20 protein-coding genes are annotated in these 25,790 nt (G+C 73.9%); 8 read left to right on the top strand and 12 right to left on the bottom strand.

What is annotated here, in order from left to right:
- Positions 1 to 102: 102 nt before the first annotated feature.
- The 4 genes from ACFV6D_RS25685 to pdxH all read right to left on the bottom strand — a co-directional run bounded on the left by ACFV6D_RS25685 (position 103) and on the right by pdxH (position 4,712).
- Positions 103 to 897, bottom strand: a complete 795-nt coding sequence (locus ACFV6D_RS25685) for an aminoglycoside N(3)-acetyltransferase (RefSeq protein ID WP_380561240.1) — start codon at positions 895 to 897, stop codon at positions 103 to 105.
- Positions 898 to 912: 15 nt separating this feature from the next.
- The gene (locus tag ACFV6D_RS25690) at positions 913 to 3,360 is read right to left on the bottom strand and encodes an FxsB family cyclophane-forming radical SAM/SPASM peptide maturase (RefSeq protein ID WP_380561241.1); all 2,448 of its coding nucleotides are present in this window, start codon (positions 3,358 to 3,360) and stop codon (positions 913 to 915) included.
- 41 nt (positions 3,361 to 3,401) lie between these two features.
- The gene (gene fxsA / locus ACFV6D_RS25695) at positions 3,402 to 3,584 is read right to left on the bottom strand and encodes an FxSxx-COOH cyclophane-containing RiPP peptide (protein WP_063348191.1); all 183 of its coding nucleotides are present in this window, start codon (positions 3,582 to 3,584) and stop codon (positions 3,402 to 3,404) included.
- A 495-nt stretch (positions 3,585 to 4,079) separates the two neighbouring features.
- Entirely contained in the window at positions 4,080 to 4,712 is a 633-nt protein-coding gene (pdxH, locus tag ACFV6D_RS25700) for a pyridoxamine 5'-phosphate oxidase (RefSeq protein WP_063351198.1), read from the bottom strand.
- A 416-nt stretch (positions 4,713 to 5,128) separates the two neighbouring features.
- Between pdxH and ACFV6D_RS25705 the strand changes: the two genes are divergently transcribed.
- Together ACFV6D_RS25705 and serC are read left to right on the top strand one after the other, a co-directional pair.
- Positions 5,129 to 6,229 carry a citrate synthase 2 gene (locus ACFV6D_RS25705; RefSeq protein WP_350877533.1) on the top strand — a complete coding sequence of 367 codons (1,101 nt, stop codon included), beginning with the start codon at positions 5,129 to 5,131 and terminating at the stop codon, positions 6,227 to 6,229.
- Positions 6,230 to 6,452: 223 nt separating this feature from the next.
- Positions 6,453 to 7,571 (top strand): phosphoserine transaminase, encoded by a 1,119-nt coding sequence (serC, locus tag ACFV6D_RS25710; RefSeq protein ID WP_063348193.1) that lies wholly within the window; start codon positions 6,453 to 6,455, stop codon positions 7,569 to 7,571.
- A 333-nt stretch (positions 7,572 to 7,904) separates the two neighbouring features.
- Here serC and thpR read toward each other — a convergent pair whose 3' ends face one another.
- The gene (thpR, locus tag ACFV6D_RS25715) at positions 7,905 to 8,492 is read right to left on the bottom strand and encodes an RNA 2',3'-cyclic phosphodiesterase (protein WP_363378227.1); all 588 of its coding nucleotides are present in this window, start codon (positions 8,490 to 8,492) and stop codon (positions 7,905 to 7,907) included.
- 45 nt (positions 8,493 to 8,537) lie between these two features.
- On the opposite strand from thpR, the gene ACFV6D_RS25720 reads away from it, so the two are divergent.
- Entirely contained in the window at positions 8,538 to 9,056 is a 519-nt protein-coding gene (locus ACFV6D_RS25720; RefSeq protein ID WP_380561242.1) for a GNAT family N-acetyltransferase, read from the top strand.
- Positions 9,057 to 9,137: 81 nt separating this feature from the next.
- On the opposite strand, the gene ACFV6D_RS25725 is transcribed toward ACFV6D_RS25720, so the two are convergent.
- Positions 9,138 to 10,661: an MFS transporter gene (locus tag ACFV6D_RS25725; RefSeq protein ID WP_380491310.1), complete on the bottom strand. Its 1,524-nt coding sequence runs from the start codon at positions 10,659 to 10,661 to the stop codon at positions 9,138 to 9,140.
- A 123-nt stretch (positions 10,662 to 10,784) separates the two neighbouring features.
- On the bottom strand, positions 10,785 to 11,219 hold the full coding sequence (locus ACFV6D_RS25730) for a MarR family winged helix-turn-helix transcriptional regulator (protein ID WP_063348195.1): 435 nt from the start codon (positions 11,217 to 11,219) through the stop codon (positions 10,785 to 10,787).
- Between the two features lie 151 nt (positions 11,220 to 11,370).
- Between ACFV6D_RS25730 and ACFV6D_RS25735 the strand changes: the two genes are divergently transcribed.
- Together ACFV6D_RS25735 and ACFV6D_RS25740 are read left to right on the top strand one after the other, a co-directional pair.
- Complete coding sequence (locus ACFV6D_RS25735) at positions 11,371 to 11,802, top strand: VOC family protein (RefSeq protein WP_380561243.1); 432 nt, start codon at positions 11,371 to 11,373, stop codon at positions 11,800 to 11,802.
- A 337-nt stretch (positions 11,803 to 12,139) separates the two neighbouring features.
- Positions 12,140 to 12,964 (top strand): MHYT domain-containing protein, encoded by an 825-nt coding sequence (locus ACFV6D_RS25740; protein ID WP_380561244.1) that lies wholly within the window; start codon positions 12,140 to 12,142, stop codon positions 12,962 to 12,964.
- Between the two features lie 123 nt (positions 12,965 to 13,087).
- Here the strand turns inward: ACFV6D_RS25740 and ACFV6D_RS25745 are convergent, their stop codons facing one another.
- From ACFV6D_RS25745 to ACFV6D_RS25755, 3 genes are all read right to left on the bottom strand, one after another.
- Positions 13,088 to 14,800 (bottom strand): hydrogenase maturation protein, encoded by a 1,713-nt coding sequence (locus tag ACFV6D_RS25745; protein WP_380561245.1) that lies wholly within the window; start codon positions 14,798 to 14,800, stop codon positions 13,088 to 13,090.
- Between the two features lie 260 nt (positions 14,801 to 15,060).
- Positions 15,061 to 15,984 (bottom strand): DUF4231 domain-containing protein, encoded by a 924-nt coding sequence (locus ACFV6D_RS25750; RefSeq protein ID WP_063348198.1) that lies wholly within the window; start codon positions 15,982 to 15,984, stop codon positions 15,061 to 15,063.
- A gap of 199 nt (positions 15,985 to 16,183) precedes the next feature.
- Positions 16,184 to 17,644, bottom strand: a complete 1,461-nt coding sequence (locus ACFV6D_RS25755) for an NCS2 family permease (RefSeq protein ID WP_063348200.1) — start codon at positions 17,642 to 17,644, stop codon at positions 16,184 to 16,186.
- Between the two features lie 162 nt (positions 17,645 to 17,806).
- On the opposite strand from ACFV6D_RS25755, the gene ACFV6D_RS25760 reads away from it, so the two are divergent.
- The 3 genes from ACFV6D_RS25760 to ACFV6D_RS25770 all read left to right on the top strand — a co-directional run bounded on the left by ACFV6D_RS25760 (position 17,807) and on the right by ACFV6D_RS25770 (position 20,979).
- Positions 17,807 to 18,109, top strand: a complete 303-nt coding sequence (locus ACFV6D_RS25760) for a DUF2530 domain-containing protein (protein ID WP_063348201.1) — start codon at positions 17,807 to 17,809, stop codon at positions 18,107 to 18,109.
- A 52-nt stretch (positions 18,110 to 18,161) separates the two neighbouring features.
- Complete coding sequence (locus ACFV6D_RS25765) at positions 18,162 to 20,636, top strand: HAD-IC family P-type ATPase (protein WP_380341688.1); 2,475 nt, start codon at positions 18,162 to 18,164, stop codon at positions 20,634 to 20,636.
- Between the two features lie 85 nt (positions 20,637 to 20,721).
- Positions 20,722 to 20,979, top strand: a complete 258-nt coding sequence (locus tag ACFV6D_RS25770; protein ID WP_063348203.1) for a hypothetical protein — start codon at positions 20,722 to 20,724, stop codon at positions 20,977 to 20,979.
- Positions 20,980 to 20,983: 4 nt separating this feature from the next.
- Here the strand turns inward: ACFV6D_RS25770 and ACFV6D_RS25775 are convergent, their stop codons facing one another.
- Positions 20,984 to 24,280: a sacsin N-terminal ATP-binding-like domain-containing protein gene (locus tag ACFV6D_RS25775; protein WP_079135690.1), complete on the bottom strand. Its 3,297-nt coding sequence runs from the start codon at positions 24,278 to 24,280 to the stop codon at positions 20,984 to 20,986.
- A 249-nt stretch (positions 24,281 to 24,529) separates the two neighbouring features.
- Entirely contained in the window at positions 24,530 to 25,411 is an 882-nt protein-coding gene (locus ACFV6D_RS25780; RefSeq protein ID WP_063348204.1) for a DUF3027 domain-containing protein, read from the bottom strand.
- Positions 25,412 to 25,790 lie beyond the last annotated feature (379 nt).

Raw genomic sequence — 25,790 nt, forward strand, 5'->3', positions numbered from 1 at the left:
GGCGGCCGCCCAAGACCCACCCCATTCACCCGCCGCCCAGCCGCGCGCGCCCGGGGCGGGGCCCTCCCCGCCCACGGGAGCAACTGAGCTGGGGTGGGGGGCTCAGGGGCGGAGGAGGTGTTCGGCGAGGTCGACGGCTTCGCGGAGGGGGACGAGGCGGCAGTCGGTGGTGCCGAGGTGGGTGGTGGTGATGCCGGTGGCGGCGGCGAGGACGCGGGTGCCGAGGTCGGCGAAGTGGAGGTCGTCGAGCTCGGGGGCCCGGAAGGTGAGCCAGCCGTCGGGGCCGACGCAGCGGTATTCGCGCAGGGGGACGTCGGGCATGCGCTGGTCGGCGAGGTGGAAGGCGGTGAAGCGGGCCATCGGGACGCCGAGCATCAGCACCCGGGCGTCGAGGTCGTAGAGGCGTCCGAGCGGGGACTCGGGGCCGAGGTGGGAGGTGAGGGGGTGGTGGGCGGTGATCTCGCGGGCGTGCCGGCCGAGGGCCGTCCAGGAGGTCTGGGGGTGGCGGCTGCGCAGGGCGCCGGGGCGGGTGCGGATCTCCTCGGAGAGGGCGCCCATGGTCGGCGAGCAGGGGGTGGTCGCCGGGTCGAACCGCGGCATCCGGGCCCGGTAGGCGGCGGTCTCGGCCGGGGTGAGGCCGGCGGTGGCGGTCTGGTGGATGCGCGAGGTGGCGGAGTTCTCGGGGGTGGCGGTGTAGGCGACCAGGGTGCCGCCGGGGCCGAGGACGTGGAGCAGCGCGTCGGCGACGGTGGCGGCGCCGCCGTCCACCGGGCCGAGGGCGCGCAGGGAGGCCTCGACGTGCACCACCATGCCCGGGCGGACGCCGAGTTGGGCGAACCCGGCGGCCAAACCCCCAGCGGTGAGGGCGGTGCCGGTGAGAGCAGTGACGGTGCGCATGGCCGCTCCTCTGGGTCAGACCTCGGCGTGGCGGGCGTGGCCGCGCTCGTGACCGCGCTCGTGGCGGGCCCGTTCGGCGGCCCGTTCGGCGGCGGCGGGCACCGGTACGGCGAGCCACGGTGCGACGCTCTCACGCATGCCGTCGGCGAAGCGCAAGCCGAGCGCCGTGAGTGCGCCGGATCCGGCCAGCCGGTCAACGGCTTCGGCGGTGTACCGGCGCCAGAGCGCGAACTGGGTGCGAGCCCGGTCGGCGGCCTCGCCCGGCAGCCCGTCGTAGGCGAGCGCGCGGGTGCCCCAGTACTCGGTGACGGCGAGGTGCGCGTAGGTGCCCTGGAGCAGGCCTTCGAGCGGGCGCGGGTCGGGCCGCCACGGCGCGAGGTACAGCTGGTCGTCGGCCGGGTCGTGGAGGTCGAACAGGTCCAGTACGGCGCCGAGTTTGACGTGCTGGAACTCGTGCGCGAGCAGCAGTGCGAGCGTCGGCGCGGTCGCGGGCCGGGCGATGCCGACCGCGCCGTGGGCCTGCCGGGCGGCCGAGCTGACGTCCCGCCCGGTGGGGCCCGGCCGTAGCGGGGTGATGGTGGTGAGGCCGGCCCGGAGGCCTTCCGCGTACGCGGGCAGGTCGTGCCCGAGCAGTTCCCAGGCTTCGCGCAACGCGCCTGTCCAGTCGAGCAGTTCGCCGTCGGAGAGCCGGCCGGCCACGGCGTGGTCGTGGCTGTCGCGCAACGGGTCGACGTCCTCCAGGGTGACCGTCCACCCTCCGGCCAGCCGGACCCGCCGCAGCGGCTGGTCCAGGGCGGCGGACACCGATCCGTCGGACGCCCGCACGCTGAACCCGTCGGCCAGGCCGGTGACGACCGCCTCCCCGTCCGGGGCGGCGGTCCGCCCGAGGGTCGGCAGGTGCAGCCACCCGCCGCGCACCGGCACCGCGACCGCGTCCCCCCGCCCGGCGCGGACGGCGGCGGCGGCGGCCAGGGCGGCCAGCGGGCCGAGCCCGACGGTGAGGTCCCCGGCAAGCCGGCGGGCGGCCCAGGCGCGGGCGTACGGGTGGGCGAGGACGGCGTCGACGGCGGCGGGTGCGCTCGCGTCGAGTTCGGACAGCAGCGCCCAGGCCGCCGATCCGGGCTGCCCGGAGGCGTCCCAGGCGGCGGCCAGCATGGCCCGGGTGAGGGCGAGTTGGGCGCGGGACAGGGCCCGTACGGTGTCCTGGTCCCCGTACCCGCGGGCGAGCTGGTCGAGCTGCCGCTCGGTGAGGGTGGCCGGCACCACCGGCTCCCCGGCCTGGGCGGGCACGGAAGGACCCACCGCGGCGGCGGAACCGGCGGCGGAACCAGCGGCGGCCGCGGAACCGGCGGCGTCGCCGGCGAGTTCGTTGATGAGCTTCATGAGGTCACCGCAGTAGACGGAGGGATTGTCGAAGCCCGTGTCGGCCCGGTACCGGTGGGCGTACAGACCGCCGCCGCAGCTGCGGACGACCGGGCAGGCCCGGCAGGCCGCGCTCAGCCCGGCCAGCCCCGACTGGCGGGCGGTCATGCCGGGGTGCAGCGCGACCTGGTCGAGGCTGTGCGTGAAGACGTCGTACCCCGTCTCCGGCGCGCCGTCGTAGGCGGTCTTGAGGCTGTCGGCCTGTTCGAAGCTGCCGTCCGTCTCCAGGACGACGAGGTCGGAGGGTTCCAGGCCGAGCGATTCGGTGAGGCTGGAGAGCCCGTGCAACGTCCGGTGGACGGATTCGAAGGTGCGGACGGCGAACGGGCGGCCGTCGGCGTCCCATCTCCGGTACACGGCCAACAGCCAGTCCGCGTAAGGCGTTTGCGCACCGTCGGCGGCCGGTTTCGGCCGGTCCTCCCAAGTGGCGTGCGGCAGCAGGAAGTCGACGGCGGGGGGGTCGAGTTCGGCCAGGGCCCGGTAGACGGCGTCCGGGTCGTTCTCGATGTCGACGGTGCAGAGCAGCCCGGCGTAGAGGTGCCGGTACGCGGGCCGGCGCAGCCGCTCGACCGCCCGCAGGACGTGCGGGTGGCTGCTGCGGCCGTCGGCGAAGCGGCGGTGGCGGTCGTTGGCGGCGCGGTCTCCGTCGAGCGAGATGCCGACCCTCATGCCGACTTCGGCGAAGAGTTCGCAGTAGGCGTCGTCCAGTTGGACGCCGTTGGTGTGGATGCGCAGGTCGAGTGCGCAGCCGGGCGGCAGGGCCGCCCGGAGCGCCTTGGCCGCGTGGCGTAACCGGTCCGGGCCGGCGAGCAGGGGTTCTCCCCCGTGCAGGACGACCCGGACGGCGGGCAGCCGGTGTGCGGCCGCGTGGTCGCCGATCCGCTCGGCGATCTTGTTCAGGACTTCGTCACCGATGACCTTGGGGCGTCGACGCCAACTGGTGTCGGCGTGCTCGTATACGTAGCAGTGATCGCAGGCAAGATCACACCGGCTGTGCACTTTCACGACGAATTGGGTGAAAGGCAGCGGAGTTGGCGTCATGGTCGATCGGATTCAGCCGGAGCCGACGGTCAGTCGGCCGATCAGATGGAGGAGTTGAAGGCCGCGACCGGCACCGCACCCGCACCGGTGTCGGGCAGGGCTCGTCGGATCCTGGCAGAGAGTTCCTCGGCGCCGAGCTGGGCGAGGTCGGCCAGTGAAGGCCGGATTTCGCCCTGAGGCTCCGTCAGTTCAGTGCGGGGCATGGTGTCCAGTGCGGGTGTCATGTTCGATTCTCTTCCACGATGGGGGTTAGAGAGAAGCAGGGCCGGGTATATACGTCGGCCTAGTCGACCAGGGTACTGCCAGCACGTGGGCTGCGCCGTGCTCTTGCGCGCCCCTAACAGCCCACTACCCCCTTCACGCAGCGAAGTCTCGCCAAAAGTTCACCCACTCGGCGGTCGCGTGAAGACACCTGACCGGCGCACAGGGGCACGGCGTCGCGCCGTCGAACCCACCCCGGCGGCGCCCCTGCGCCAACGTACGGCCGCCGACCCGGCCCGACCCGCTCCACCGGCGCGGCCGGAGCCCCCTCCCTCGACGCTCGCGCCCCACCCGAACCACCGTTGGGCGAAGGCCAGTTGGCGCGATTCGACAGCGCCCAACACTCTCCCGCCTCCGCACGACGGCGAGCCCGACGGCGGACCCGACGAACCCGACCAGCCCAACGGCGGACCCGCCGACGGACCCGCCGGCATTCGAACGCCTCGCAGACCCGCCCGCTACGGGCAGAGCCGCTCCACCCGCCAGCCGCCCGCTCCGGCCGGATCGGCGAAGTAGCGCAGCCGGTCGTGCAGCCGGTTCTCCCGCCCCTGCCAGAACTCCACGCTCTCCGGGATCACCCGGTACCCGCCCCAGAACGGCGGCACGGGCACGCCCTCGCCCTCCGGGTAGCGGCGCTCCAGTTCGGCGTAGCGCTGTTCGAGGACGTCGCGCCCGCCGACCGGGCTGGACTGCTCGCTGGCCCAGGCGCCGAGCTGCGAGCCGTGCGGCCGGGTGCGGAAGTAGGCGGCGGTCTCGTCCCGGCCGACCTTCTCCACCCGCCCCTGGACGATCACCTGGCGGGCCAGCGCGATCCACGGGAACAGCAGCGCGGCGTGCGGGTTGGCGGCGAGCTCGGAGCCCTTGCGGGAGCCGTAGTTGGTGAAGAAGACGAAGCCGCGCGCGTCGTAGCCCTTGAGCAGGACGGTGCGCGAGCTGGGCCGCCCCTGGGCGTCGGCGGTGGAGAGCACCATCGCGTTGGGCTCGACCACCCCGGCGTCGTCCGCCTCGTGGAACCAGCGGGTGAACTGGGCGATCGGCTCGGGCGCGAGCTGTTCCTCGACCAGGCCCTCGTGGGTGTAGTGCTTGCGCATCACGGTGAGGTCCGGTCCGGGCCGGGCATCGTCGGCCAGGATCCGGGTGGCGGGGCTCAGGGGCGTCGACTGGGCGCGTTCCGGGGTCTGCACGTCAACATCATCCCGTACGACAAGCAACCGGCACCGCTACCTCCGGACAAACCCCGGTGGGAGATAAGGTGTCCCGCCACCGCTCGACCGCCCCCCGTAAGGTGAATTGTCCCGAACCAGGCGTTTGGTTCCGGAGATTCCCGGGCACGACCGACCCTCGGCGGAAAAGTCAAGCGGGCCCAAGCGCAACATCACCATGGTGGTGTATGGCGCAATGCACCCGGTGCCTGTCACTCTGGCACCGAGTGCCAACCACCATTCGGTCACTGGCGCGCCGCCCCACCACGGCGCAGCGCCGATCGCAGAACTGAAGGAGCCGTCGTATGTCCGACTTCGTACCCGGGCTTGAGGGAGTCGTCGCGTTCGAGAGCGAGATCGCCGAACCCGACCGTGAAGGCGGCGCGCTGCGGTACCGCGGTGTCGACATCGACGACCTGGTGGGCCACGTCTCCTTCGGCCACGTCTGGGGCCTGCTGGTGGACGGCAAGTTCAACCCCGGCCTGCCGGCCGCCGAGCCGTTCCCGATCCCGGTGCACTCCGGTGACATCCGGGTCGACGTGCAGTCCGCGCTCGCCATGCTCGCCCCGGTCTGGGGCCTCAAGCCGCTGCTCGACATCTCCGCCGAGCAGGCCCGCGACGACCTCGCCCGCGCCGCCGTGATGGCACTGTCCTACGTGGCCCAGTCGGCCCGCGGCCAGGGCCTGCCGATGGTCCCGCAGAGCGAGATCGACAAGGCCGAGACGGTCGTCGAGCGGTTCATGATCCGCTGGCGCGGCGAGCCGGACCCGAAGCACGTCAAGGCCATCGACGCCTACTGGACCTCCGCCGCCGAGCACGGCATGAACGCCTCCACCTTCACCGCCCGCGTCATCGCCTCCACCGGCGCCGACGTGGCGGCCGCGCTCTCCGGCGCGGTCGGCGCGATGTCCGGCCCGCTGCACGGCGGTGCGCCGTCCCGCGTGCTCGGCATGATCGAGGAGATCGAGCGCACCGGCGACGCCACCACCTGGGTCAAGAACGCGCTGGACCGCGGCGAGCGCCTGATGGGCTTCGGCCACCGCGTCTACCGCGCCGAGGACCCGCGCGCCCGCGTGCTGCGCCGCACCGCCAAGGAGCTCGGCGCGCCGCGCTTCGAGGTCGCCGAGGCGCTGGAGAAGGCCGCGCTGGAGGAGCTGCACAACCGCCGCCCCGACCGCGTGCTGGCCACCAACGTCGAGTTCTGGGCCGCGATCATGCTGGACTTCGCCGAGGTGCCGGCGCACATGTTCACCTCGATGTTCACCTGTGCGCGCACCGCGGGCTGGTCGGCGCACATCCTGGAGCAGAAGCGCACCGGCCGGCTCGTGCGCCCCGCCGCGCGCTACATCGGCCCCGGCCCGCGCCGCCCCGAGGAGATCGAGGGCTGGGACGCCATCGGCCACTGAGCCCACCGAGCGCCCCGAGCGCTCCGAGCGCCCGCCGAACGCCCCCGAGCGCCCCGGGCGCTCCGCGTCCGCACCACCCCTGAACAGCGGGTCCGGCCTCCGTCGGGCCCGCTGTTTCCGCAGTTCGGGCCCGCTGTTTCCGCAGCTGGGAGCCGTGAAGATCACAGTCTCAGCGTGCGGACGACCGTACCCCGGGCGGCGCCCCGGCCGGTAGGCTGCGCGCGTGGCTCAGATCCAGATCCCCGCTGACATCAAGCCCGCAGACGGCCGTTTCGGCTGCGGACCGTCCAAGGTGCGCCCCGAGGCCCTGAGTGCCCTCGCCGCCACCCAGACCTCCCTGCTCGGCACCTCGCATCGCCAGGCCCCGGTCAAGAACCTGGTCAAGCGCGTACGCGAGGGCGTGAGCAGCCTCTTCTCGCTCCCCGAGGGCTACCAGGTCGTCCTCGGCAACGGCGGCTCCACCGCCTTCTGGGACATCGCCGCGTTCGGCCTGGTGCGGGAGAAGTCCCAGCACCTGGACTTCGGCGAGTTCTCCTCCAAGTTCGCCTCCTCGGTCAAGGCCGCGCCGTGGCTCGCCGAGCCGAGCGTCATCAAGACCGCCCCGGGCACCCACCCGCTGCCGGTCGCCGAGGCCGGCGTCGACGTCTACGGGCTCACCCACAACGAGACCTCGACCGGCGTCGCGATGCCGATCAAGCGCCCGGTCGGCGCGGACGAGGGCTCGCTGGTCCTGGTGGACGCCACCTCGGGCGCCGGCGGCCTGCCGGTGGACATCACCGAGACCGACGTCTACTACTTCGCCCCGCAGAAGTCCTTCGCCTCCGAGGGCGGCCTGTGGCTGGCCGCGTTCTCCCCGGCCGCCCTGGAGCGCGCCGCCGAGATCGCCGGCTCCGGCCGGTACATCCCGCCGTTCTTCGACCTGCCGACGGCCATCGACAACTCGTCGAAGGACCAGACGTACAACACCCCGGCGATCTCCACCCTGTTCCTGCTGGCCGACCAGCTGGAATGGCTGAACGGCAACGGCGGGCTCGACTGGGCCGTCGCCCGTACGGCTGACTCCTCGTCCCGGCTGTACGCGTGGGCCGAGAAGTCCTCCTACGCCAGCCCGTTCGTGGCGAACCCGGCCGAGCGCTCCCAGGTGGTCGGCACCATCGACTTCGACGAGTCGGTGGACGCCGCCGCCGTCGCCAAGGCACTGCGTGCCAACGGCATCGTGGACACCGAGCCGTACCGCAAGCTGGGCCGCAACCAGCTGCGCGTCGCGATGTTCCCGGCGATCGACCCGGCGGACGTCGAGGCGCTCACCCACTGCATCGACTACGTGGTCGAGCAGCTCTGAGCGATCCCGTGCACGGCTGAGGGCCACCGCCTCCGGGCGGTGGCCCTCAGCCGTTGCGGCGGGGCCGACCAGCCGGGCCGGGTAGGCGGGCCCGCCGGCCGGGCCTACCCGCCGACCATCGAGCTGATCAGCACGACGACCAGCAGCAGCACCAGGGTGCCGGTCACGATACGCATACGAGTCTTGGGATCCACGGTCAACGAGCGTACCTCCGGCCCACCCGCCGACGGACCGGAGCCCCGGGCCCAACGGCCGCTCCGGGCCCAACGGCCACCCCGGCCGAAACGACCACCCGGACCCAAACCGCCGCCCCGGGCCCGACCGCGCCCCGGCTCAGCTCCAGTCGGCGAGCGGCCAGGCGCGCAGCGACGAGTAGTGGGCGAAGCCGCCGTCCAGGTCGCTCTGCATCAGGTGCAGCTCGGCGGCCTCCCACTCGGGCCCCCGGTAGTCGGCCAGCGCGGCCGCCAGGGTGTCCAGCTCGGCCGCCGCGAGCCGCTGGACGGCCCGCCGGTGGCCGCGCGAGGAGCCGGCCCGGGCGAGCGTGAGGTGCGGGTGGAAGGCGAAGGCGTCGACCTCCCCGGTCACCGCGGCGGTGGCCTCGGACACGGCCTCGGCGAGCCGGCGCAGCGCCCAGGTCTGCCCCTCCACCCCGACCCAGAGCACCCGGTCGCCGAACCGGCCGGCGCCGGACAGCCGCAGCCGGTGCACCGGGTGCACCTCGGCGACGGCGGCCAGGCCCGCCTCCAGCTCCGGCAGTTCCTCGGCCGGCACCTCGCCGAGGAAGGCCAGGGTCAGGTGCCAGCCCTCGACGGTGGTCCAGCGCAGCCGGTCCGCCCCGGGCAGCCCGCGCACCGGCGCCACCGCGTCCGACAGCCCCTGCAGCACGTTGACCGGCGGCAGGACCGCCACGAAGAGCCTCATGGAGACATCTTCCCGCGCGAGGCGGTTTGGGCTAGAACGTTTCCTATGAAGATCCGCACCGGGGGACCGGACGACATTCCCGACATCCTCGCCCTGCTCGACAGCGCCGTGGGCTGGCTGGCCGGCCAGGGCCGCACCGGCCAGTGGGGCGACCAGCCCTTCAGCACCATCCCGGCCCGGGTCGAGCAGGTCTCCGAGTACGCCACCGAACCGTTCCTGATCCGCCTCGCCGAGGACGACGAGGGCCGCACCGTCGGCTGCTGCGTGCTGTCCGAGCAGCGGGGGAAGTACATCCCCGCAGTGGACGAGCCCGAGCTGTACGTCCGCATCCTGGTCACCGACCGCAGCCGCAAGGGCTCGGGGATCGGCACCGCGCTGATCGCCGACGCGGTCGAGGAGACCCGCCGGCGCAGCCTCGGCCTGCTGCGGGTGGACTGCTACGCGGGCGCCGACCGCAGGCTGGTCGGCCAGTACCGGGCGCTCGGGTTCACCGAGACCGAGTCCTTCGAGGCCGAGCAGCCGAACGGCATCTGGCCCGGCCAGGTCCTCGCGATCCGGCTCTGACCCTTCGGCCCTGCACCGAAGGACCCCCGACCCTGCACCGAAGCCCCGGGGCGGACCACCACCCCGGGGCATGGCGCTTCGTCAGCAGGCGGGCGCCAGCTCCGACTTGGCGGCGGTGATGGTCCGCGGCACGAAGGCCACCACCCGGCCGCCACGGCCGGGGTGCAGGTCGAACCGCACCCGCAGGTCCGCGCTGCGGGCCAGCACCAGGCCCACCACACCGGCCGCCAGCGCGGACACCAGTCCGCAGGCCAGCAGGCCGAGCCGGGGCCCGTACGAGGCGGTCACCCAGCCGACGATCGGGGCGCCGATCGGCGTGCCGCCGGTGAAGACCAGCACCAGCAGGCCCATCACGCGACCGCGCATCGCGGGGTCGGTGGCCAACTGCAGCATGGAGTTGACGGAAGTGTTGAAGCTGAGTCCGAACACCCCGATCAGCGTCAGCAGCACCGCGAAGGTCCAGTAGTCGGGTGCGAACGCGGCCACCACCTCCAGCGAGCCGAAGGCCAGCGCCGCCACCACCAGCCGGCGCAGCCTGGGCACGCCCCGGCGGGCCGCGAGCAGCGCGCCGGCCAGCGAGCCGACCGCCATCGCGGTGTTCAGCAGGCCGTACTGCCCGGCGCCGACCTTGAAGGTGTCGTAGGCGAAGCCGGAGAGCAGCGTCGGGAAGTTGAAGCCGAAGGTGCCGATGAACCCGGCCAGGACCATCGGCCAGAGCAGCTCGGGCCGCTCCTTGACGTAGCGCAGGCCCTCCCGCAGCTGGCCCTTCTCGCGGGCGATCGGCTCGGTCGGGCGCAGTTCGCTCTCCCGCATGGCGAGCAGCCCGCCGATCACGGCGGCGAAGGACAGCGCGTTGACGGCGAACGCCCAGCCGCTGCCGACCACGGCGATCAGCAGGCCCGCGACGGCGGGGCCGACCAGCCGGGCGGTCTGGAAGTTGGCGGCGTTCAGGCTGACCGCGTTGGCGAGGTCCTTGGGCCCGACCATCTCGGACACGAAGGCCTGCCGGGTCGGGTTGTCGACCACGGTGACCAGGCCGAGCAGCAGCGCGAAGGCGTACACGTAGTACGGCGTCACGACGCCGCCGATGGTCAGGACGGCCAGGCCGGCGGCCAGCAGGCCCATGGCGCCCTGGGTGTAGATCAGCAGCCGGCGCTTGGGCATCCGGTCGGCGAGCACGCCGCCGAACAGGCCGAGCAGCAGCATCGGCAGGAACTGCATGGCGGTGGTGATGCCGACCGCGAGGGGGCTGCCGGTGAGGCTGAGGACCAGCCAGTCCTGGGCGATCCGCTGCATCCAGGTGCCGGTGTTGGACACCACCTGGCCGGCGAAGTAGTAGCGGTAGTTGCGAACGCGCAGGGAGGAGAACATCCCCCCGGGCCTCGTGAAGCGGGCACCTGTGGGAGACGTGGACGCGTGGGTGCGTCCGGGAGCGGCGGGGTCGTCCGCCGCGGTGCGTTCGTCGGGGTCGTCGTCGCCGCTGCCGGGCAGCCCCGTGGGGGCGGGTGCCTGGAGGTCGGCGGCCGCGGCGCCTGCCGCGGCGGGGTCGGTGGTCTGGTCGTCGGTGCGGATGGCGGCGGCGCTGGCTGCGGCCGGCGGTGTCACGGTGGTCTCCCCTCGCGGCGCGACGGCCCGAACTGCGGCCGTCGCGCTCCTGGTTTCTGTGGTCGGTCCTGCGGTGATGCGGTACTCCTTCTTCTCCCGGCCGGCGGGCCGGGGTCGGCGTGCCTAGAGGTGTGCGAGCTTGTAGAGCACGGGCGCGGCCTCCCGGAGGACGGCCCACTCCTCCTCGTCGAGCCCCTCGGCGAGCTCGGCGAGCCAGACGTTGCGGCGCCGGCGGCTCTCGGCGAGGATCGCCTCGGCCTGCTCGGTGCTGCTGACGACCACCTGGCGGCGGTCCTCGGGGTGCGGCTCGCGCCGCACCAGCCCCTTCTCCTCCAGCATCGCGACGATCCTGGTCATGGAGGGCGGCTGCACGTGCTCCTTCCGGGCGAGCTCACCCGGTGTCGCCTTTCCGCATCTGGCGAGGGTGCCGAGCACCCCCATCTCGGTGGGGCTCAGCGACTCCTCGACCCGCTGGTGTTTGAGTCGACGGGAGAGGCGCATCGTGGACGATCGCAGCTGATTGATCGCTGCGAGGTCCTGCTCGGACATCTCGGGCATGTTCTTTAGCTTACGTCATTACTCTCGCTAAGGAAAATGCGTTCCCATTCCACCCCGCCGGCCCCGTCCGTTCACCGCGCGCCGGAAGATCGACCCGGTGCGATGCTGGTGCTGGGTCTCGAATGATCTCGACTGGAAGGGCCGACCAGACATGTCCGACCTCGCCGCCGACCCCGCCTCCGGCCTCGCCGCCGGCCTCACCGCCGCGCCGGGCGACACCGGCTTCGCCCGCCTCGCCATGGTCACCATCGACTGCGCCGACCCGATCGCGCTGGCCGGGTTCTACGGCGAGCTGCTGGGCTGGGAGAGCCGCCACCTGGACGAGCAGTTCGCGATCCTGGACAACCCGGAGGGCGGCAGCCCGCTGGGCTTCGGCCGGGTCTCGGGCTACCGGCCGGAGCCGTGGACGGAGCCGGACGGCGGCAAGCACTTCCACCTGGACTTCTACGTGGACGACCTGGACGAGGCCATCGCGAAGGCGCTCGCGCTCGGCGCGACCGAGCCGACGTACCAGCACGGCCGGACGCTCAAGGTGCTGATCGACCCGGCCGGCCACCCGTTCGGGCTAGCCCCGCTGGAGTGACGAACCCGGAGCGACGAACCCGGAGCGACGAACCCGAGGTGACGAACCCGGAGTAACGGACGAACCGACCGGGTGCCGTGCGCAGGCGGTGTCAGGAGTTGGTGCCAAGATCATGCAGGCCGCGTAAAGGTCCATCCTGACCTGGGACTTCACGAAAAGCGCGAACCTTGTGCGACCGTCCGGTAGTGGCTACTGTCCCCCGTTGTCAGGGGCACCACACGCCAGGTCTCCCTTCGGCGGCGCCGTTCCCGCGCCCGTTGCCGCGTTCCTTCCCGACCATCCGTGTCCGCCCGAGGCCTGGCGCCCTTCCTCCCCCGCATCCGTCCTGGGAGCTCTCTTGGGTGAGATCCATCATGCCGACCACGGCTGGGTGACACCGGCGGTCTCGTACTTCGTCGCCTGCCTCGGCGCCTTCGTCGCCCTGCGCAGCGCCCGCTGGGCACTCGTCTCGCAGGGCCGGACCAGGGTGGTCTGGCTGCTCTTCGCCTCGACCTCGCTCGGCGCCGGGATCTGGTCCATGCACTTCATCGCGATGCTCGGCTTCTCCGTCACCGGGGTCGAGATCAGCTACCGCCCCGGGCTGACCGTGCTCAGCCTGCTGGTCGCCATCGCCGTCGTCGGCATCGGCCTGTTCACCGTCGGGTACAGCCGCCGCCCCGTCCTGTCCCTGCTGGCCGGCGGGCTGACCACCGGCCTCGGGGTCGCGGCGATGCACTACCTCGGGATGGCCGCGATGGTCCTGCCCGGCCACCTCGACTACGACCGGCTCACGGTCTGGCTGTCCGTCGCCATCGCCGTGTTCGCGGCCACCGCCGCGCTCTGGGCCACCCTGAACATCCGCGGCACGCTCGCCGTCCTGGCGGCCGCGCCGGTCATGGGCGTGGCGGTGTGCGCGATGCACTACACCGGCATGGCGGCGCTCTCGGTGCGGCTCGACTACTCGCACTCCACCCAGGGCGGCGTGATGGCGCTGCAGTTCATCTTCCCGCTCGGGGTCGGGCTCGGCTGCTACGTCTTCTTCGGCTCGCTGGCCTTCGCGGTCTCGCCGAGCCGCAGCACCACGCAGCCGCTCCTGCTCGGCCCGGCGGCGCCGCTGGTCCCGCTGGTCCCGCTGGTCCCGCGCCAGCGGCGGCAGCGGGACGAGGCCGGCACCAGGCGCTGAGCCGGGCGGGCCCCAAGGCCCCTGAAGCCCCCCGTCTCCCAGTCCCCCAAGCCCCGAGGGCGTCCGACCGGGTCCCCCACCCCAGCCGGACGCCCTCGGCTCACTCCGGCCGACGCCGCCCGCTCACTCCGGCCGCCCCAGCAGCCTGGTCAGGTGCGCGGGCGTGGCCACCGGGCAGACCTTGTGCACGAAGTCCCGCCGCAGCACGTGGTACGGCTCGCCCGCCCGGTAGAAGTTGGCGTGCATCCGCCGCAGTTCCTCCGCCCGGTACTCGGCCAGCGGCTTCGCCTCCTCGTCGACGGACCGGCGGCGCTTCTTGTCGACCAGCCGCCCGGTGAGTTCGGGCGAGGCGCCGAGCGCGGCGGCCTCCCGGACCACCCAGCGCCGGAAGGCGGCCGCGTCCCCGCCGCAAGTGCGGTCCACCAGGCCGATCCGGCGGGCGTGTTCGGCGCCGACCGGCAGCGCCTCGGTGGTCAGCCGCGCGGCCTGCTCATCGCCGACCCGGCGCGGCAGGGTGTACGTCCAGTACTCGGAGCCGTAGAGGCCCATCAGCCGGTAGTGCGGGTTGAGCACCGCCGACTCCCGGCACCACACCTCGTCGGCGGCGAGGGCCGCCATCAGGCCGCCGGCCGCCGCGTTCCCGGCCAGGGCGGCGACGGTGAGCTTGTCGGTCGTGGTGAGGACCGCGTGGACCAGGTCGTCCATCGCGTTGATGTTCTCCCAGGACTCCAGCGCCGGGAAGGCCGCACCCTCGATGACGTTGAGGTGGATCCCGTTGGAGTAGAAGTCCCGGGGCGCCCCGAGCACCAGCACCGAGGTGGGCCGGTCGGCGGCCTCGCGGTAGGCGGCGAGCAGCCGGCGGCACTGCCCGGTGCTCATCGCCCCGCCCGCGTAGGCGAATTCGAGGTAGCCGACGTCGCCCTCCTCGCGGTAGCGCAGCTCCGACCAGGTGTCCCGGCGGGCCGCCGAGGTCGGCGTCACCGGGACTTCGCGGACCCGGTGCAGCAGGCCGGCGAGCACCGTCGCGGCCGGCTGCTTGAACGTGGCGGGCCCGCCCGGGGTGCGGCGCGGGCGCAACTGGGGGATCCAGACCGCGCCGTCCACGGTGGCGCGGCAGATCGCGCCGTCGCGGGTGGCGAGCACGGCGCCGGGCACCGGGCCGCGCAGCTCGTCCTCGGGGTGGCCGCCGTGCAGGAAGTACTCGCGTCCGAACAGCTCGTCGAGCACGCCGGGTTGGGAGTCGGCGGCGCGGAGCTTGCGCAGCACGGTGGCGGTGTCGTCGGCGGCCCAGTCGATCCGGCGCGCGTCCTGCCGCAGCAGGGGCCGCAGCCTGCCGTGGACGTCCGGCCGGTCGTAGTCGAGCGGTTCGGGGGTGAACAGCCCGCCCTCGAAGCGCTGGACGGCGAGCAGGACGGCCTCGACGGCCGCGTCGGCGACCTCGCCCCGGTACAGCTCGCTCTTGCCGCAGTCGGTGACGGGGAACTCGACGGACGCCCAGATGTCGCCGGCGTCCATCTCCTCGACGGCCTGGAGGACGGTCACGCCCCAGCGGTCCGCCCCCTCGGTGATCGCCCAGTCGAGCGAGGAGGGGCCGCGGTCGCCCTGGGGCCCGGGGTGCACGATCAGGACGGTCCGGGTGGACCAGATGTCCTGCGGGACGGCCTTGGTGAGCATCGGACAGATGATCAGCTCGGGGTCGGTACGGTCCACCGCCGCCCTCATCGCCTCGTCGCCGAGGGCGAGTTGGACGGCGACCTGGTGGCCGCGCCCGCGCAGCTCGGTGTGGACGCGCTGGGTCAGGCTGTTGAACGCGCTGGCGATCAGGAGAATGCGCAAGAGGGCCTCCGGACAGGGACTGGGGTCGCGCGCAGGCGATGAAACCAGGGCATGGACACGTAATGATTACGTTCTACGCCTTCCCGCCCGACCCTCACGCACTCCGCACACCTGTGCGCCCGGCGTGGCGTCCGCTTCGCCGGATCTCCCCAGCCCCTCCCCGGAGTTGACGGCCGCGGCCGCCCGCCGGCATCGACAGGCCCGGCCGCTCCCCGGCATTGACGGCCCCGGCCGCTACCGGGCGTCGACGGCCCCGGCCGCTACCGCGGAAACGCCCGGCGGGCCCGCCAGGTGGTGTGCTCGCGGGACACCGCGTCCTCCGCCTCGGCGGCCATCCGGGCCCAGCGTGCCTCGGCGTCCGGCGTCTTGAGGTCGAGGTCGGAGAGCTGGTTGCCGACGTTCTCCAGTTCGCGCGCGGCCAGCTGGTAGGCGGCGGCCAGCGGGCGCAACTGCTTGAGCTGGGTCCAGGCGATGACGGCGGCGGCCGCGGCCGAGCTGGCGCCGAAGACGTGCACCTGGAGGGCGCCGGTGGCCTGGGCGACGGCCGCCGCCGCGCCGATGATGATCAGCGCCGCGATGCCGAGCCCCCAGGACACCGCCTGCGTCTCGCACGCCTCGGCCCGGGCGCGGTACCAGGTGCGCTGGCCCTCGACCCGGGTGCGCAGGTAGAGCATGCGGCGGGTGGTCAGGCTGCCGGCCCGCATCCGCCGCATCTCCGGGGTGATCTCGGGGACGGTGCCGGGCGGCACGATCTCCGGGTCCTCGAAGGCCCGCAGCACGTCCTCGACCTGGAGCAGGTAGCCGCGGTCCACGTCCGCGGACTCCGCCTCGCCGTCGAACGGCCGGGCCCGGACGGTGTACTTCCAGGCCAGCGTCTTGACCGACTCGGCCGCCGCCCGGGCCTCGTACCAGCGCCCCTGCGGGTTGCTGCGGCGCAGCCGGGACCAGAAGTAGCCGGCGATCAGGAAGGCGCCCACCGAGTACAGCGGCACGCTGTCGAAGGAGCCGCGGTCCTTCGGCCCGGGGAACGAGCCGATCACGGCGGCGATCACCAGCATGGCGATCAGTCCGCGGTACCAGCGCAGCGTCTCGCGCTGGCCGTCCAGCGAGGCCTTGTCCGCCGTCCAGAACAGCTCCGGCAGCAGCTTCGCCTCGTCTCCCCCGGGCGGATCCTGTTGCACCATCGGTCGAGCCCCCTCCCCGTGTCCGTCCAGGCAGTATTCCCTCCGTCAACTTCGCTACACAGGCCCCTTTTTGACATTTTCCCGGGCGGCGTTCGACCGGCCCCGCAGGCAACGGGCTCCGCGGGCACCGGGCAACGACGGCGGCCCCGCCCTTTCCCCGAAAGGGAGAGGACGGGGCCGCCGGTGGAGCGGTACGGCGTCAGAGCAGGCCGAGGGCCGGCATCAGGTAGTAGAAGGCGAACACCGACGCCACCGCGTACAGCGGGACGGGCACGCTGCGCCCGCGCCCGGCGGCCAGGCGCAGGACGCAGAAGGCGATGAAGCCGAAGCCGATGCCGTTGGTGATGCTATAGGTGAACGGCATCATCACGATCGTCAGGAAGGCCGGGATCGCGATGGTGTGGTCCGACCAGTCGATCTCCTTGATCGAGCCCGCCAGGATCAGGAAGCCGACGGTGACCAGGGCCGGGGTCGCGGCCTGGGCCGGGACCATGGTGGCGAGCGGCGTGAGGAAGAGCGCGACCACGAAGAGCAGGCCGGTGACGATCGAGGCGAAGCCGGTCCGGGCGCCCTCGCCGACACCGGCGGTGGACTCCACGAAGCAGGTGTTCGCGGAGGCGGAGGTGGCGCCGCCGGCCGCGGTGGCGATGCCGTCGACCATCAGGATCTTGTTGATGCCGGGCAGGTCGCCGTTCTCGTCGAGCAGGTGGGCCTCGTCGGCGACGCCGAGGATGGTGCCCATCGCGTCGAAGAAGCAGGACATCAGCACGGTGAAGACGAACAGCACGCCGGTCAGCACGCCGACCTTCTCGAAGCCGCCGAACAGGCTGACCTTGCCGACCAGGCCGAAGTCCGGGGCGGCGACCGGGTTGCCCGGCCAGGCCGGGACGGTCAGGCCCCACTTGAGCGCCGGGACGTCGACGAGCTTGTCGATCACCACGGCGAGCGCGGTGCTGACCACGATGCTGATCAGGATGGCGCCGGGCACCTTGCGGATCAGCAGGACGAGGGTGAGCAGCAGGCCGAACACGAAGATCAGCACCGGCCAGCCGAGCAGGTGCCCGCTGCCGCCGAGCTGCAGCGGGACGGTGGTGTGCGCGGCGTCCGGCATGCGGCTGACGAAGCCGGAGTCGACCAGGCCGACGAGGGCGATGAACAGGCCGATACCGATCGCGATGGCCTTGCGCAGCCCGAGCGGCACGGCGTTCATGACCCGCTCGCGCAGGCCGGTGGCGACCAGCAGCATGATCGCGAAGCCGGCCAGCACGACCATGCCCATGGCGTCCGGCCAGGTCATCTTGGGGGCGAGCTGGAGCGCCACGATGGTGTTGACGCCGAGGCCGGCGGCCAGGCCGATCGGGACGTTGCCGATCACGCCCATCAGCAGGGTGGTGAGACCTGCGGTGAGGGCGGTGGCGGTGACCAGCTGGGCGCTGTCCAGGTGGGCCCCGGTCATGTCCGTGGCGCTGCCCAGGATGATCGGGTTGAGCACCAGGATGTACGCCATGGTGAAGAAGGTGGCGACGCCGCCGCGGATCTCGCGCGGCAGGGTGGAGCCGCGCTCGCTGATCCGGAAGTAGCGGTCCAGGGCGCCGGCGGGGGGCTTGGGGGCGCTGGAGGCGGGTTCGGGCGACTCGGTGGTCGGCTGGACCACAGGCATGCGTGCGTCCTCTGTGGGGGAGCTGAGGAGGGGGGACGCCCGGGGCGACGGTGGCCGGGCGGGGAACTTTCAGTATGGTTTCCCGATCGCACACGCGCTATCTTCGCGCGTAGAAACCAGAGGGCCCCTGCGGGCCTGCCGCCGCACCGTACGCTAGGCCCCATGCCCAAGACGCCGCTGCACCCCTCGCCCCCTCCGCTGGAGGCCAACGACGTCGCCATCGTCGGCGGCGGCACGGTGCTGTGGTTCGTCGCCTTCCTGGCCCTGCTCCCCTTCCAGGGCACCCTCTCCGACCACGGCCACGGCACCTGGCCGTGGATCTGCCTCTCCGGCGGCCTGCTCGGCCTGATCGGCCTCTGGTACTGCCGCGCCCGACGGGACGCCATCGCCCGCGACCGCGCCGCCGAGGCCGCGAACCGGGCGGCCGGAGACGACGGCCAGGACCCGGCCACCCAGTCGGACTGAATAGTCCTTTAGTAGCACGCACCGGACATAAGGCACCCGTAGAGTCGGTGCCATGACGCAGCCTGCCCACCCCGCGGAAGAGCAGCCCGGCGACGCCGACCGCCCCGACGGTGCGCACCCCCTCGGGCTGCTGCCCGGCCGACGCGGCGGGCTGACCTCCGCCGAGGTGGCCGAACGCGTCGCGCGCGGACAGGTCAACGACGTCCCCGTACGGTCCAGCCGCTCCGCCAAGGAGATCGTCCGGGCCAACGTCTTCACCCGCTTCAACGCGATCATCGGCGTGATGTTCGGGATCATCCTGATCGTCGGCCCGCTCCAGGACGGCCTGTTCGGCCTGGTCATCGTCGCCAACACGGCGATCGGCATCATCCAGGAGCTGCGCGCCAAGAAGACCCTGGACAGCCTGGCCCTGATCGGCGAGGCCCGCCCCGAGGTCCGCCGGGACGGCACCGTCGAACAGATCTCCGTCGCCGAGATCGTGCTCGACGACACGGTGCTGCTCGGCATCGGCGACAAGGTGATCGTCGACGGCGAGGTCACCGAGGCGGACGGCCTGGAGATCGACGAGTCGCTGCTCACCGGCGAGCCCGACCCCGTCCTCAAACAGCCCGGCGACCAGGTCATGTCCGGCAGCTTCGTGGTGGCCGGCGCGGGCGCGTTCACCGCCACCAGGGTCGGCCGCGAGGCGTACGCGGCGCAGCTCGCCGAGGAGGCCAGCCGGTTCACCCTGGTGAAGTCGGAGCTGCGCAGCGGCATCAACAGCATCCTGCGCTTCATCACCTACCTGCTGATCCCCACCGCCATCGGCCTGATCATCAGCCAGCTGGCCGTCGAGGGCCGCGACTGGCGCGAGGCCGTGCGCCGGATGGTGGCCGGGATCGTACCGATGGTCCCCGAGGGACTGGTCCTGCTGACCTCGGTCGCCTTCGCGATCGGCGTGATCCGGCTGGGCCGCAAGCAGTGCCTGGTCCAGGAGCTCCCGGCGATCGAGGGCCTGGCCCGGGTCGACACCGTCTGCCTGGACAAGACCGGCACCCTCACCGAGGGCGGCATGGACGTCGTCGACCTGCGGGTCCTCTCCGACGGCGAGCCCGGCGCCCCCGACCCGGACACCATCAAGCACGCGCTCGGCGTGATGGCCGGCGCCGATGCCCGCCCCAACCCCTCCATGCAGGCGGTCATCGACGCCTACGGGCGCGGCGACGGCGGCGCCCCGGGGGCCGGCGGCTCCCCGGCCGCCGACGGCTGGCGGGTGATCGAGGCGATGCCGTTCTCCTCCGCCCGCAAGTGGAGCGGCGTGCAGCTGCTGGAGCCGCAGGGCGGCGAGGCCAGCTGGCTGCTCGGCGCCCCCGACGTGCTGCTGCCCGCCGGGCACCCGGCGCTCACCGAGGTCGACGAGCTGGGCGCCAAGGGCCTGCGGGTGCTGCTGCTCGGCCGCACCCCCACCCCGCTGGACTCCCCCGACCCGGCCGACGGGCTCGCCCCGCTCGCCCTGGTGGTGCTCCAGCAGCGGCTGCGCCACGACGCCGCCGCCACCCTGCGCTACTTCGAGGGCCAGCAGGTGCAGGCCAAGGTCATCTCCGGCGACGCCGCGGTCTCGGTCGGCGCGGTCGCCAGCCATCTCGGTCTGCCCGGCGCCGACCACCCGCTGGACGCCCGGACGCTGCCCGCCGAACCGGACGCCCTCGCCGACACGGCCGAACGGACCACCGTCTTCGGCCGGGTCACCCCGCAGCAGAAGCGCCAGCTGGTCGCCGCCCTGCAGTCCCGCGGACACACCGTGGCGATGACCGGAGACGGCGTCAACGACGTGCTCGCGCTCAAGGACGCCGACATCGGCGTGGCGATGGGCACCGGCAGCGACGCCACCAAGGCGGTCGCCCAGATCGTGCTGCTCAACGACTCCTTCGCCACCCTGCCCTCGGTGGTCGCCGAGGGCCGCCGGGTGATCGGCAACATCGAGCGGGTCGCGGGCCTGTTCCTGGTGAAGACGGTCTACTCGGTCCTGCTGGCCCTGCTGGTGATCTTCACCCACTCGCCGTACCCGTTCCTGCCCCGGCACTCCACCGTGCTCTCCACCCTCACCATCGGCATCCCGGCCTTCTTCCTCGCCCTCGCCCCCAACAACGAGCGGGCCCGCACCGGCTTCGTGAAGCGCGTCCTGCGGCTCGCCGTGCCGGGCGGCGTCATCGCCGGCACCGGCACCTTCGTCGCCTACGCGCTGGCCCGCTCCGACCACGCGACCGACCTCAAGGCCGACACCAGCGTTGCCACCCTGACGCTCTTCCTGATCGCCATCTGGGTGCTCGCCATCGTCGCCCGCCCCTACAACTGGTGGCGCCTGCTGCTGATCGGCACCATGGGCGGCGCCTTCGCCCTGGTCCTGCTGGTGCCCTGGCTGGCGGAGTTCTTCCAGCTCTCGCTGGTGGGCACCCGCGACCCCCTGGTCGGCGTCGGCATCGCGGTGGTCTGCGGCCTGGCCCTGGAGATCGCCTGGCGCTTCATGAAGCGCCGCGTCGACTCCTGACCGGGGGCGGCGCCCCGGCCACAGACACCTCTGGCGGTCCGCCCTCCCGGCCTGCATGATGGCCAGCAGGAACGGGGGTGCCGACATGGCCCACACGGGTGGGGAAACCGAGCGCGAGACCGGGCAGGTGGAGGCGTTCACCGCCTTCCTGGCCGGCCTGCTGGCGGCCGGACTGACGGTCCTGGTCCTGGTCGGCGGCCGCTGGCTGACGAACGCCGGCGAGGTGACCGCCCCGGCGCTGCCGTGGGTGCCGACGGCCGTGAAGGCCCTGGTGGCGGCCGTCTGGCTGGCCACCACCACCGTCGTCTACCTGCGGCTCAAGCGCCGTGGGCGGGCCCGCTGAGCGCTCAGCCCTCGAAGTCCCGCGCCGCGGACAGCTCGTACGCCCGGTCCGGATCGGTGAGCACGGCCAGCACCTCGAACCGCCGGTGCCACTGCCCGACCGACCAGGCGAGCCCGGCCGCCAGGCCCTCCGGGGTGGCCGCGTGCAGCAGCCCGGGCACCGGCGGGAGCTCGAACTCGTCGTCCTCGTCGGCGGCCTCGGCCGCGTCCGGGTCGTAGGGCGCCTCCGGGGCGTCCGCCTCGACGTCCCAACGCCAGTCCACGGCGGCGTCGTCGCCGTCCGGGCCGACCACCAGCAGCTCCTCGTGCTCCTCGTAGGCGACCGGGCAACCGGGCAGCAGCTCCCGCACCACGGCGGGGACCCGGTGCAGCACGCCCTCGGAGAGCACCCGCCCGCCCGCCACCTCGCTGGCGAGCGAGACGTGCAGCCGCTCGGCGAGGTCGGCGGCGAGCGCCGGGGCGACCGGCACCAGCGGGTACGGGTGCAGGAGCTGGACGAGGTCGGGCGCGTCGGCGACGACCGCCCTGGAGGAGTCGACGACCACCGTGTGGGCCGGCCGGCGGCCGGTGTCCGGGTCGAGCGGCGGCAGCGCCCGCACTACGTCGACCGGTTCGATCCGCTCGATCTCGACCCGGGCCAACGCGCTGTGCAGGCCGTGCAGTTGGCGGTGGCCGAGGTCGGAGGCCGGATCGGTGAGCCGGTCCAGCACCTCGTCCGGGCCGTGCGGTTCGGCGAGCAGCGCGGCCAGCGTGGTGCGCACCCCGAGCGCGTGCAGGAACTGCTCGTCCAGGGTCGTCCGGGCCTCGTCGTAGAGGCCGCGCAGCAGCGGGTCGGCCCCGGCGGCGCGCAGTCCGGCGGGCTCGCGGCCGTCCAGCACCGGGTGGTCGCGCAGCCACCAGGCGGTGTACGGCGGCAGGTCGGTGTAGGAGCCGTCCGGCAGCAGGGTGCGGACGGGGTTGACGACGGCGTCCCGGTACGGCGGGCGGGAGAGCGCGGCGAGCGCCTCGGGCCAGGCGTCGTCGTCGACCAGGTCGAGGTCGCGGACGGCCAGCAGTTCGGCGGCCACCGGCGGGACGCCCGCGACGTCGTCGGCCTGCAGGGCTTCGAGGGCGTCCTCGGCCCAGTCGGCGAGGCCGTCGGGCGCCTCGTCGAGCAGCCCGGTGGGGTGGCCGCCGGCCGCGCGGTCGGCGGGCGCGGTGGGGTCGAGCCGCTCCAGGTCGTCCGGGTCGAGCACCACGTCCTCGGCGCGGACGAGGACGAAGTCGGCGAGCACGCCGACGGCGGTGAGCACCTCCGGGCCCCAGCGCTCCAACAGCTCGTCGTCCACCCAGCCGGCGTCCTCCTCGCGGGCGAGAGCCGCGAACGGGCTGCCGGGCAGGACGAGTTCACCGGCGCGGGCGGGCTCGCCCTCGTCGTCGAGCAGAGCCAGCCGGGCCAGCCAGCGGTGCTCGCCGGCGGCCGGGCCGGCGACCTTGACCAGCGCCAGGACGGCGTCCGCCAGTTCGAGCGCGGCCTCGACGTCGTCCTCGGCCACCTGGTAGGAGCGGGCGACGGCGGCCCGCACCTCGGGGGTGTCGAGCACCCCGGCCGGGGTGGCGGTGCCGGCGCCGAGCTTGGCGAGCAGCGGGTGGGCCGCCTCGGGGTGGGCGAGCCGCAGGTCGAGGGCGGCGAGCGCGTCGGCCAGCGACTCGGGGTAGCCGGGGAAGGCCGCCCAGTCGGCGTCCTCGGAGGGCAGCAGGACGCGCCGGGGCCCGGTGATGGTCCGGCCGTCGGCGAGCGGGACGGGCAGCGCGCCGAGCGCCTCCGGGTCTGCGGCACCGAGCGCCGCGTACAGGTTGCGCCACCAGGCGGGCTCGCGGTCCAGGCCGCCGAGCTGGTCGACCACGTCGGCCAGCGGCACCCGGCGCACGTTCAGCACCCGCAGCTCGGTACGGCGCTCCAGCCCGGCCGGCAGCAGCCCGGGGAAGATCGGCGCCAGCGCCTCGACCACCGAGCCGTCCGCCCCCTCCAGCAGGGTGGCGTCCCGGGGGCGCAGCGCGGGCGTGCCCGCCTCGACCGGCGCCGGGTGCGGCAGGAACGGCGTGCCGGGCAGCCGGGAGAGGACGGCCGCGCGGAGCGCGTTGTCGAGCGCGCCCTGGCCGAGCGGGCCGGGGACGAGGCCGAGCGAGCCGAGGTCGGCGCCGCGGGCGCGCAGCAGGTCGGCGTAGCTGTCGGCGGCGCGCTCGGTGAGGAAGTCGGCGAGCGCGCCCGGGGCGACGTGCCGGCGGGTGGAGTCCAGCGGGTAGGAGGCGATGAGCAGCGCGGGCAGGCCGATCGGCTCGTCGCTGGGCGTGGGCGCGTGCAGCACCGGCGCGATGCCGGGCGCCTGCGGGGTGCCGTCGGCGGCGACCGGGACGGCCCAGGTGACCGTCCAGTACGGGCGGGCGCGCTCCTCGGTGGGGCGGTCGGCGAGCAGTTCGGCGGCCAGGGTGCCGGTGGCGCCGGCGGTCTGCCAGCGGGTCCGCCGCGGCCGGCCGTCCGCGTCGTCGGTGACGGTGACCTCGGTGACGCCGTCCGGACGGGGCTCGGCGGCGGCGCGGGTGAGCGTCCGGGTGCCCTCCGGGGTCTCCACCACGACCTCGGCGAGGCCGGGCAGGGTGAGCAGCAGCGCGTCGTCGATGCCGGCGAGCAGACGGCGGGTCAGGTCCTCGGCGGCGGCGTCCCGCAGCGGCAGCACGACCACCGTGTCGTAGCCCTCGGGGGCCGGGCCCTCCGCGGCGAACGGCAGCCGCAGCAGCGGCACGTGGCCGTCCCGGCGGCGCAGTTCCTCGGCCAGCGCGGGCTGCGCCTGGGCCAGCGAGCGGGCCTCGCCGAGCGACCAGCGCACCCCGCCGGCGGCGCCGAGCACGGCGGGCTCGTCGGTGACGGCGAGCACGGCGGCGAAGCCGACGCCGAACCGGCCGACGGCGGGCGTCTCACCGCGCTTGGAGGAGGCGCGCAGGGTGGACAGCGACTCGACGGCGGCCGCGTCCAGCGGGGCCCCGGTGTTGGCGGCGGCGAGCACGCCGTCGGCGAGGGTGAGGCGCAGCCGGCCGGGACCGTGCCCGGCCCGGACCGCGGCGTCGGCCGCGTTCTGCGCCAACTCGACGACCAGGCGGTCGCGGTAGCCGCCGAGCGCGAGTTCCTCCTCGGCGTTGGCGTCCTCCCGGAACCGGGCCGGCGAGGCGGCCCAGGCGTCCAGCACCCGCCGGCGCAGCGCGGCGCTCCCGAAGGGGTCCGCGAGGTGCTCGTCCGTGCTGCTGCCGATGATCCGAGGTTCCACTGGACCTGCCGCCTTCCGCCGCCCTGTACTTCGTACGGGGGGCATTCTCCCCCGCCCCGGCCGCTGCTCCGGACCGCGCCCCCGCCGCCGAGCCCCCGCAGGGCCCCCACCCGCACGAACGCCGCGGGCCCCGCCCCCCCCCCCGGGGGGGGGGGGGCCGCGCGCCCCCGGGGGTGGGGGGGGGGGGGGGCCCAACCCCCCCCGCGCGCGCGCCCGGCCCCGCCCCCCCGCCCCGGACGACAGGTCCGGTCAGGAGTGCCCGAGCTCCTCCGCCGGGGCGTCCGGCTCGACCGAGCCGGAGGTGCGGTCCGGGTGCAGCTGCATCGGCTCGACCACCAGCTCGTCCAGGATCAGCTCGGACGGCGCCGGCGGGGCCGGGATGACGGCCGCCTCGGAGTGCCCGCCGCAGCCGTACGCGAAGGAGACGATCTGCCCGTCCGCCGGCCCGAACTCGTTGCCGCACACGCCGAAGGCCTGTCCGAGCGAGCCGCCGATCGGGATCAGGAAGCCGCAGCTGCCGCACGCGGCGGGCGCGGCCTGCGCCATCGGCGTCTGCGAGCCGTGCGCCTTCTCCCAGCGGTCGGCGGCCAGGTGCAGGCCGAGCCGGGAGAGCACCCGGCTGCGGCCCATGCCGAGCTCCTCGGCGACGGCGTTGATCCGGGCCCGGGCCGGGGCGGGCTGGATGCCCGGGTCGGTGACGACCACGTCCTCCTCGGCCGCGAGGGCGACCGCGGAGTTCGGGGCGGGCTCGTCCTCGCCGCTCCAGCCGGGTTCCAGGCGCGCGTCGTCGGCGTCGGTGGGCAGCAGGTCGCCCGGGCCCATGTCACCGGGGCGCAGCCGCTCGCTCCACGGCACCCACTGGGGGGCGAGGACGGCGTCGGCGCCGGGCAGCAGGACGACCTCGTCGAGGGTGACGTTCTTCGCGCGCGGGGCACGGGCGACGGTGACCGCCCAGTGCCAGCCACGGTAGGCGGCGTCCAGGCACTCGAAGGTGTGGGTGACGACGCGGTCGGCGTCCGCCTGGGCGCCGAGATGTGGTCCGACGGTCTCCGGGCCGACGGCCTCCTCGGCCGCCTTCCGGGCGAGTTCGACGGCCTCGGCACAGAGCCGATCGGGGGTACGGCTTCGCATCGCAGCACTCACGGCGTCGATTCTCTCCCAGTTCTTCTGTCGCCCACGGCGTGTTGCCTGTTCCGTCGCGGCTCGATAGTCCCTTGTCCATTCTGCGCGACCAGAGGCCGCCGCGGATACCGGCCGCGCCGCTCGTCCGGGCCTGCCGGCGCCCCGGCGCTCGGCACGCGGCCCCTGGGCAGGCTACCCGCCGGTCGGCGCCCCAGCACAGTCCGGGGCGGTGGCGGCCGTTCCGGGGCCGCGCCGAGGGGGGTGGATTCCCGCGTCACTGCGGCGATTCTGGGGCAGGATGGGCATGTGGCGGACGAGGACCCGTCGCAGCACGCACTGCACGCCTCGCAGGCCGGCAGCCCCGACCAGGCGGACGCCGTGCCGCGAC

This window comes from Kitasatospora sp. NPDC059812, from assembly GCF_042732075.1.
Taxonomy (GTDB): Bacteria; Actinomycetota; Actinomycetes; order Streptomycetales; family Streptomycetaceae; genus Kitasatospora.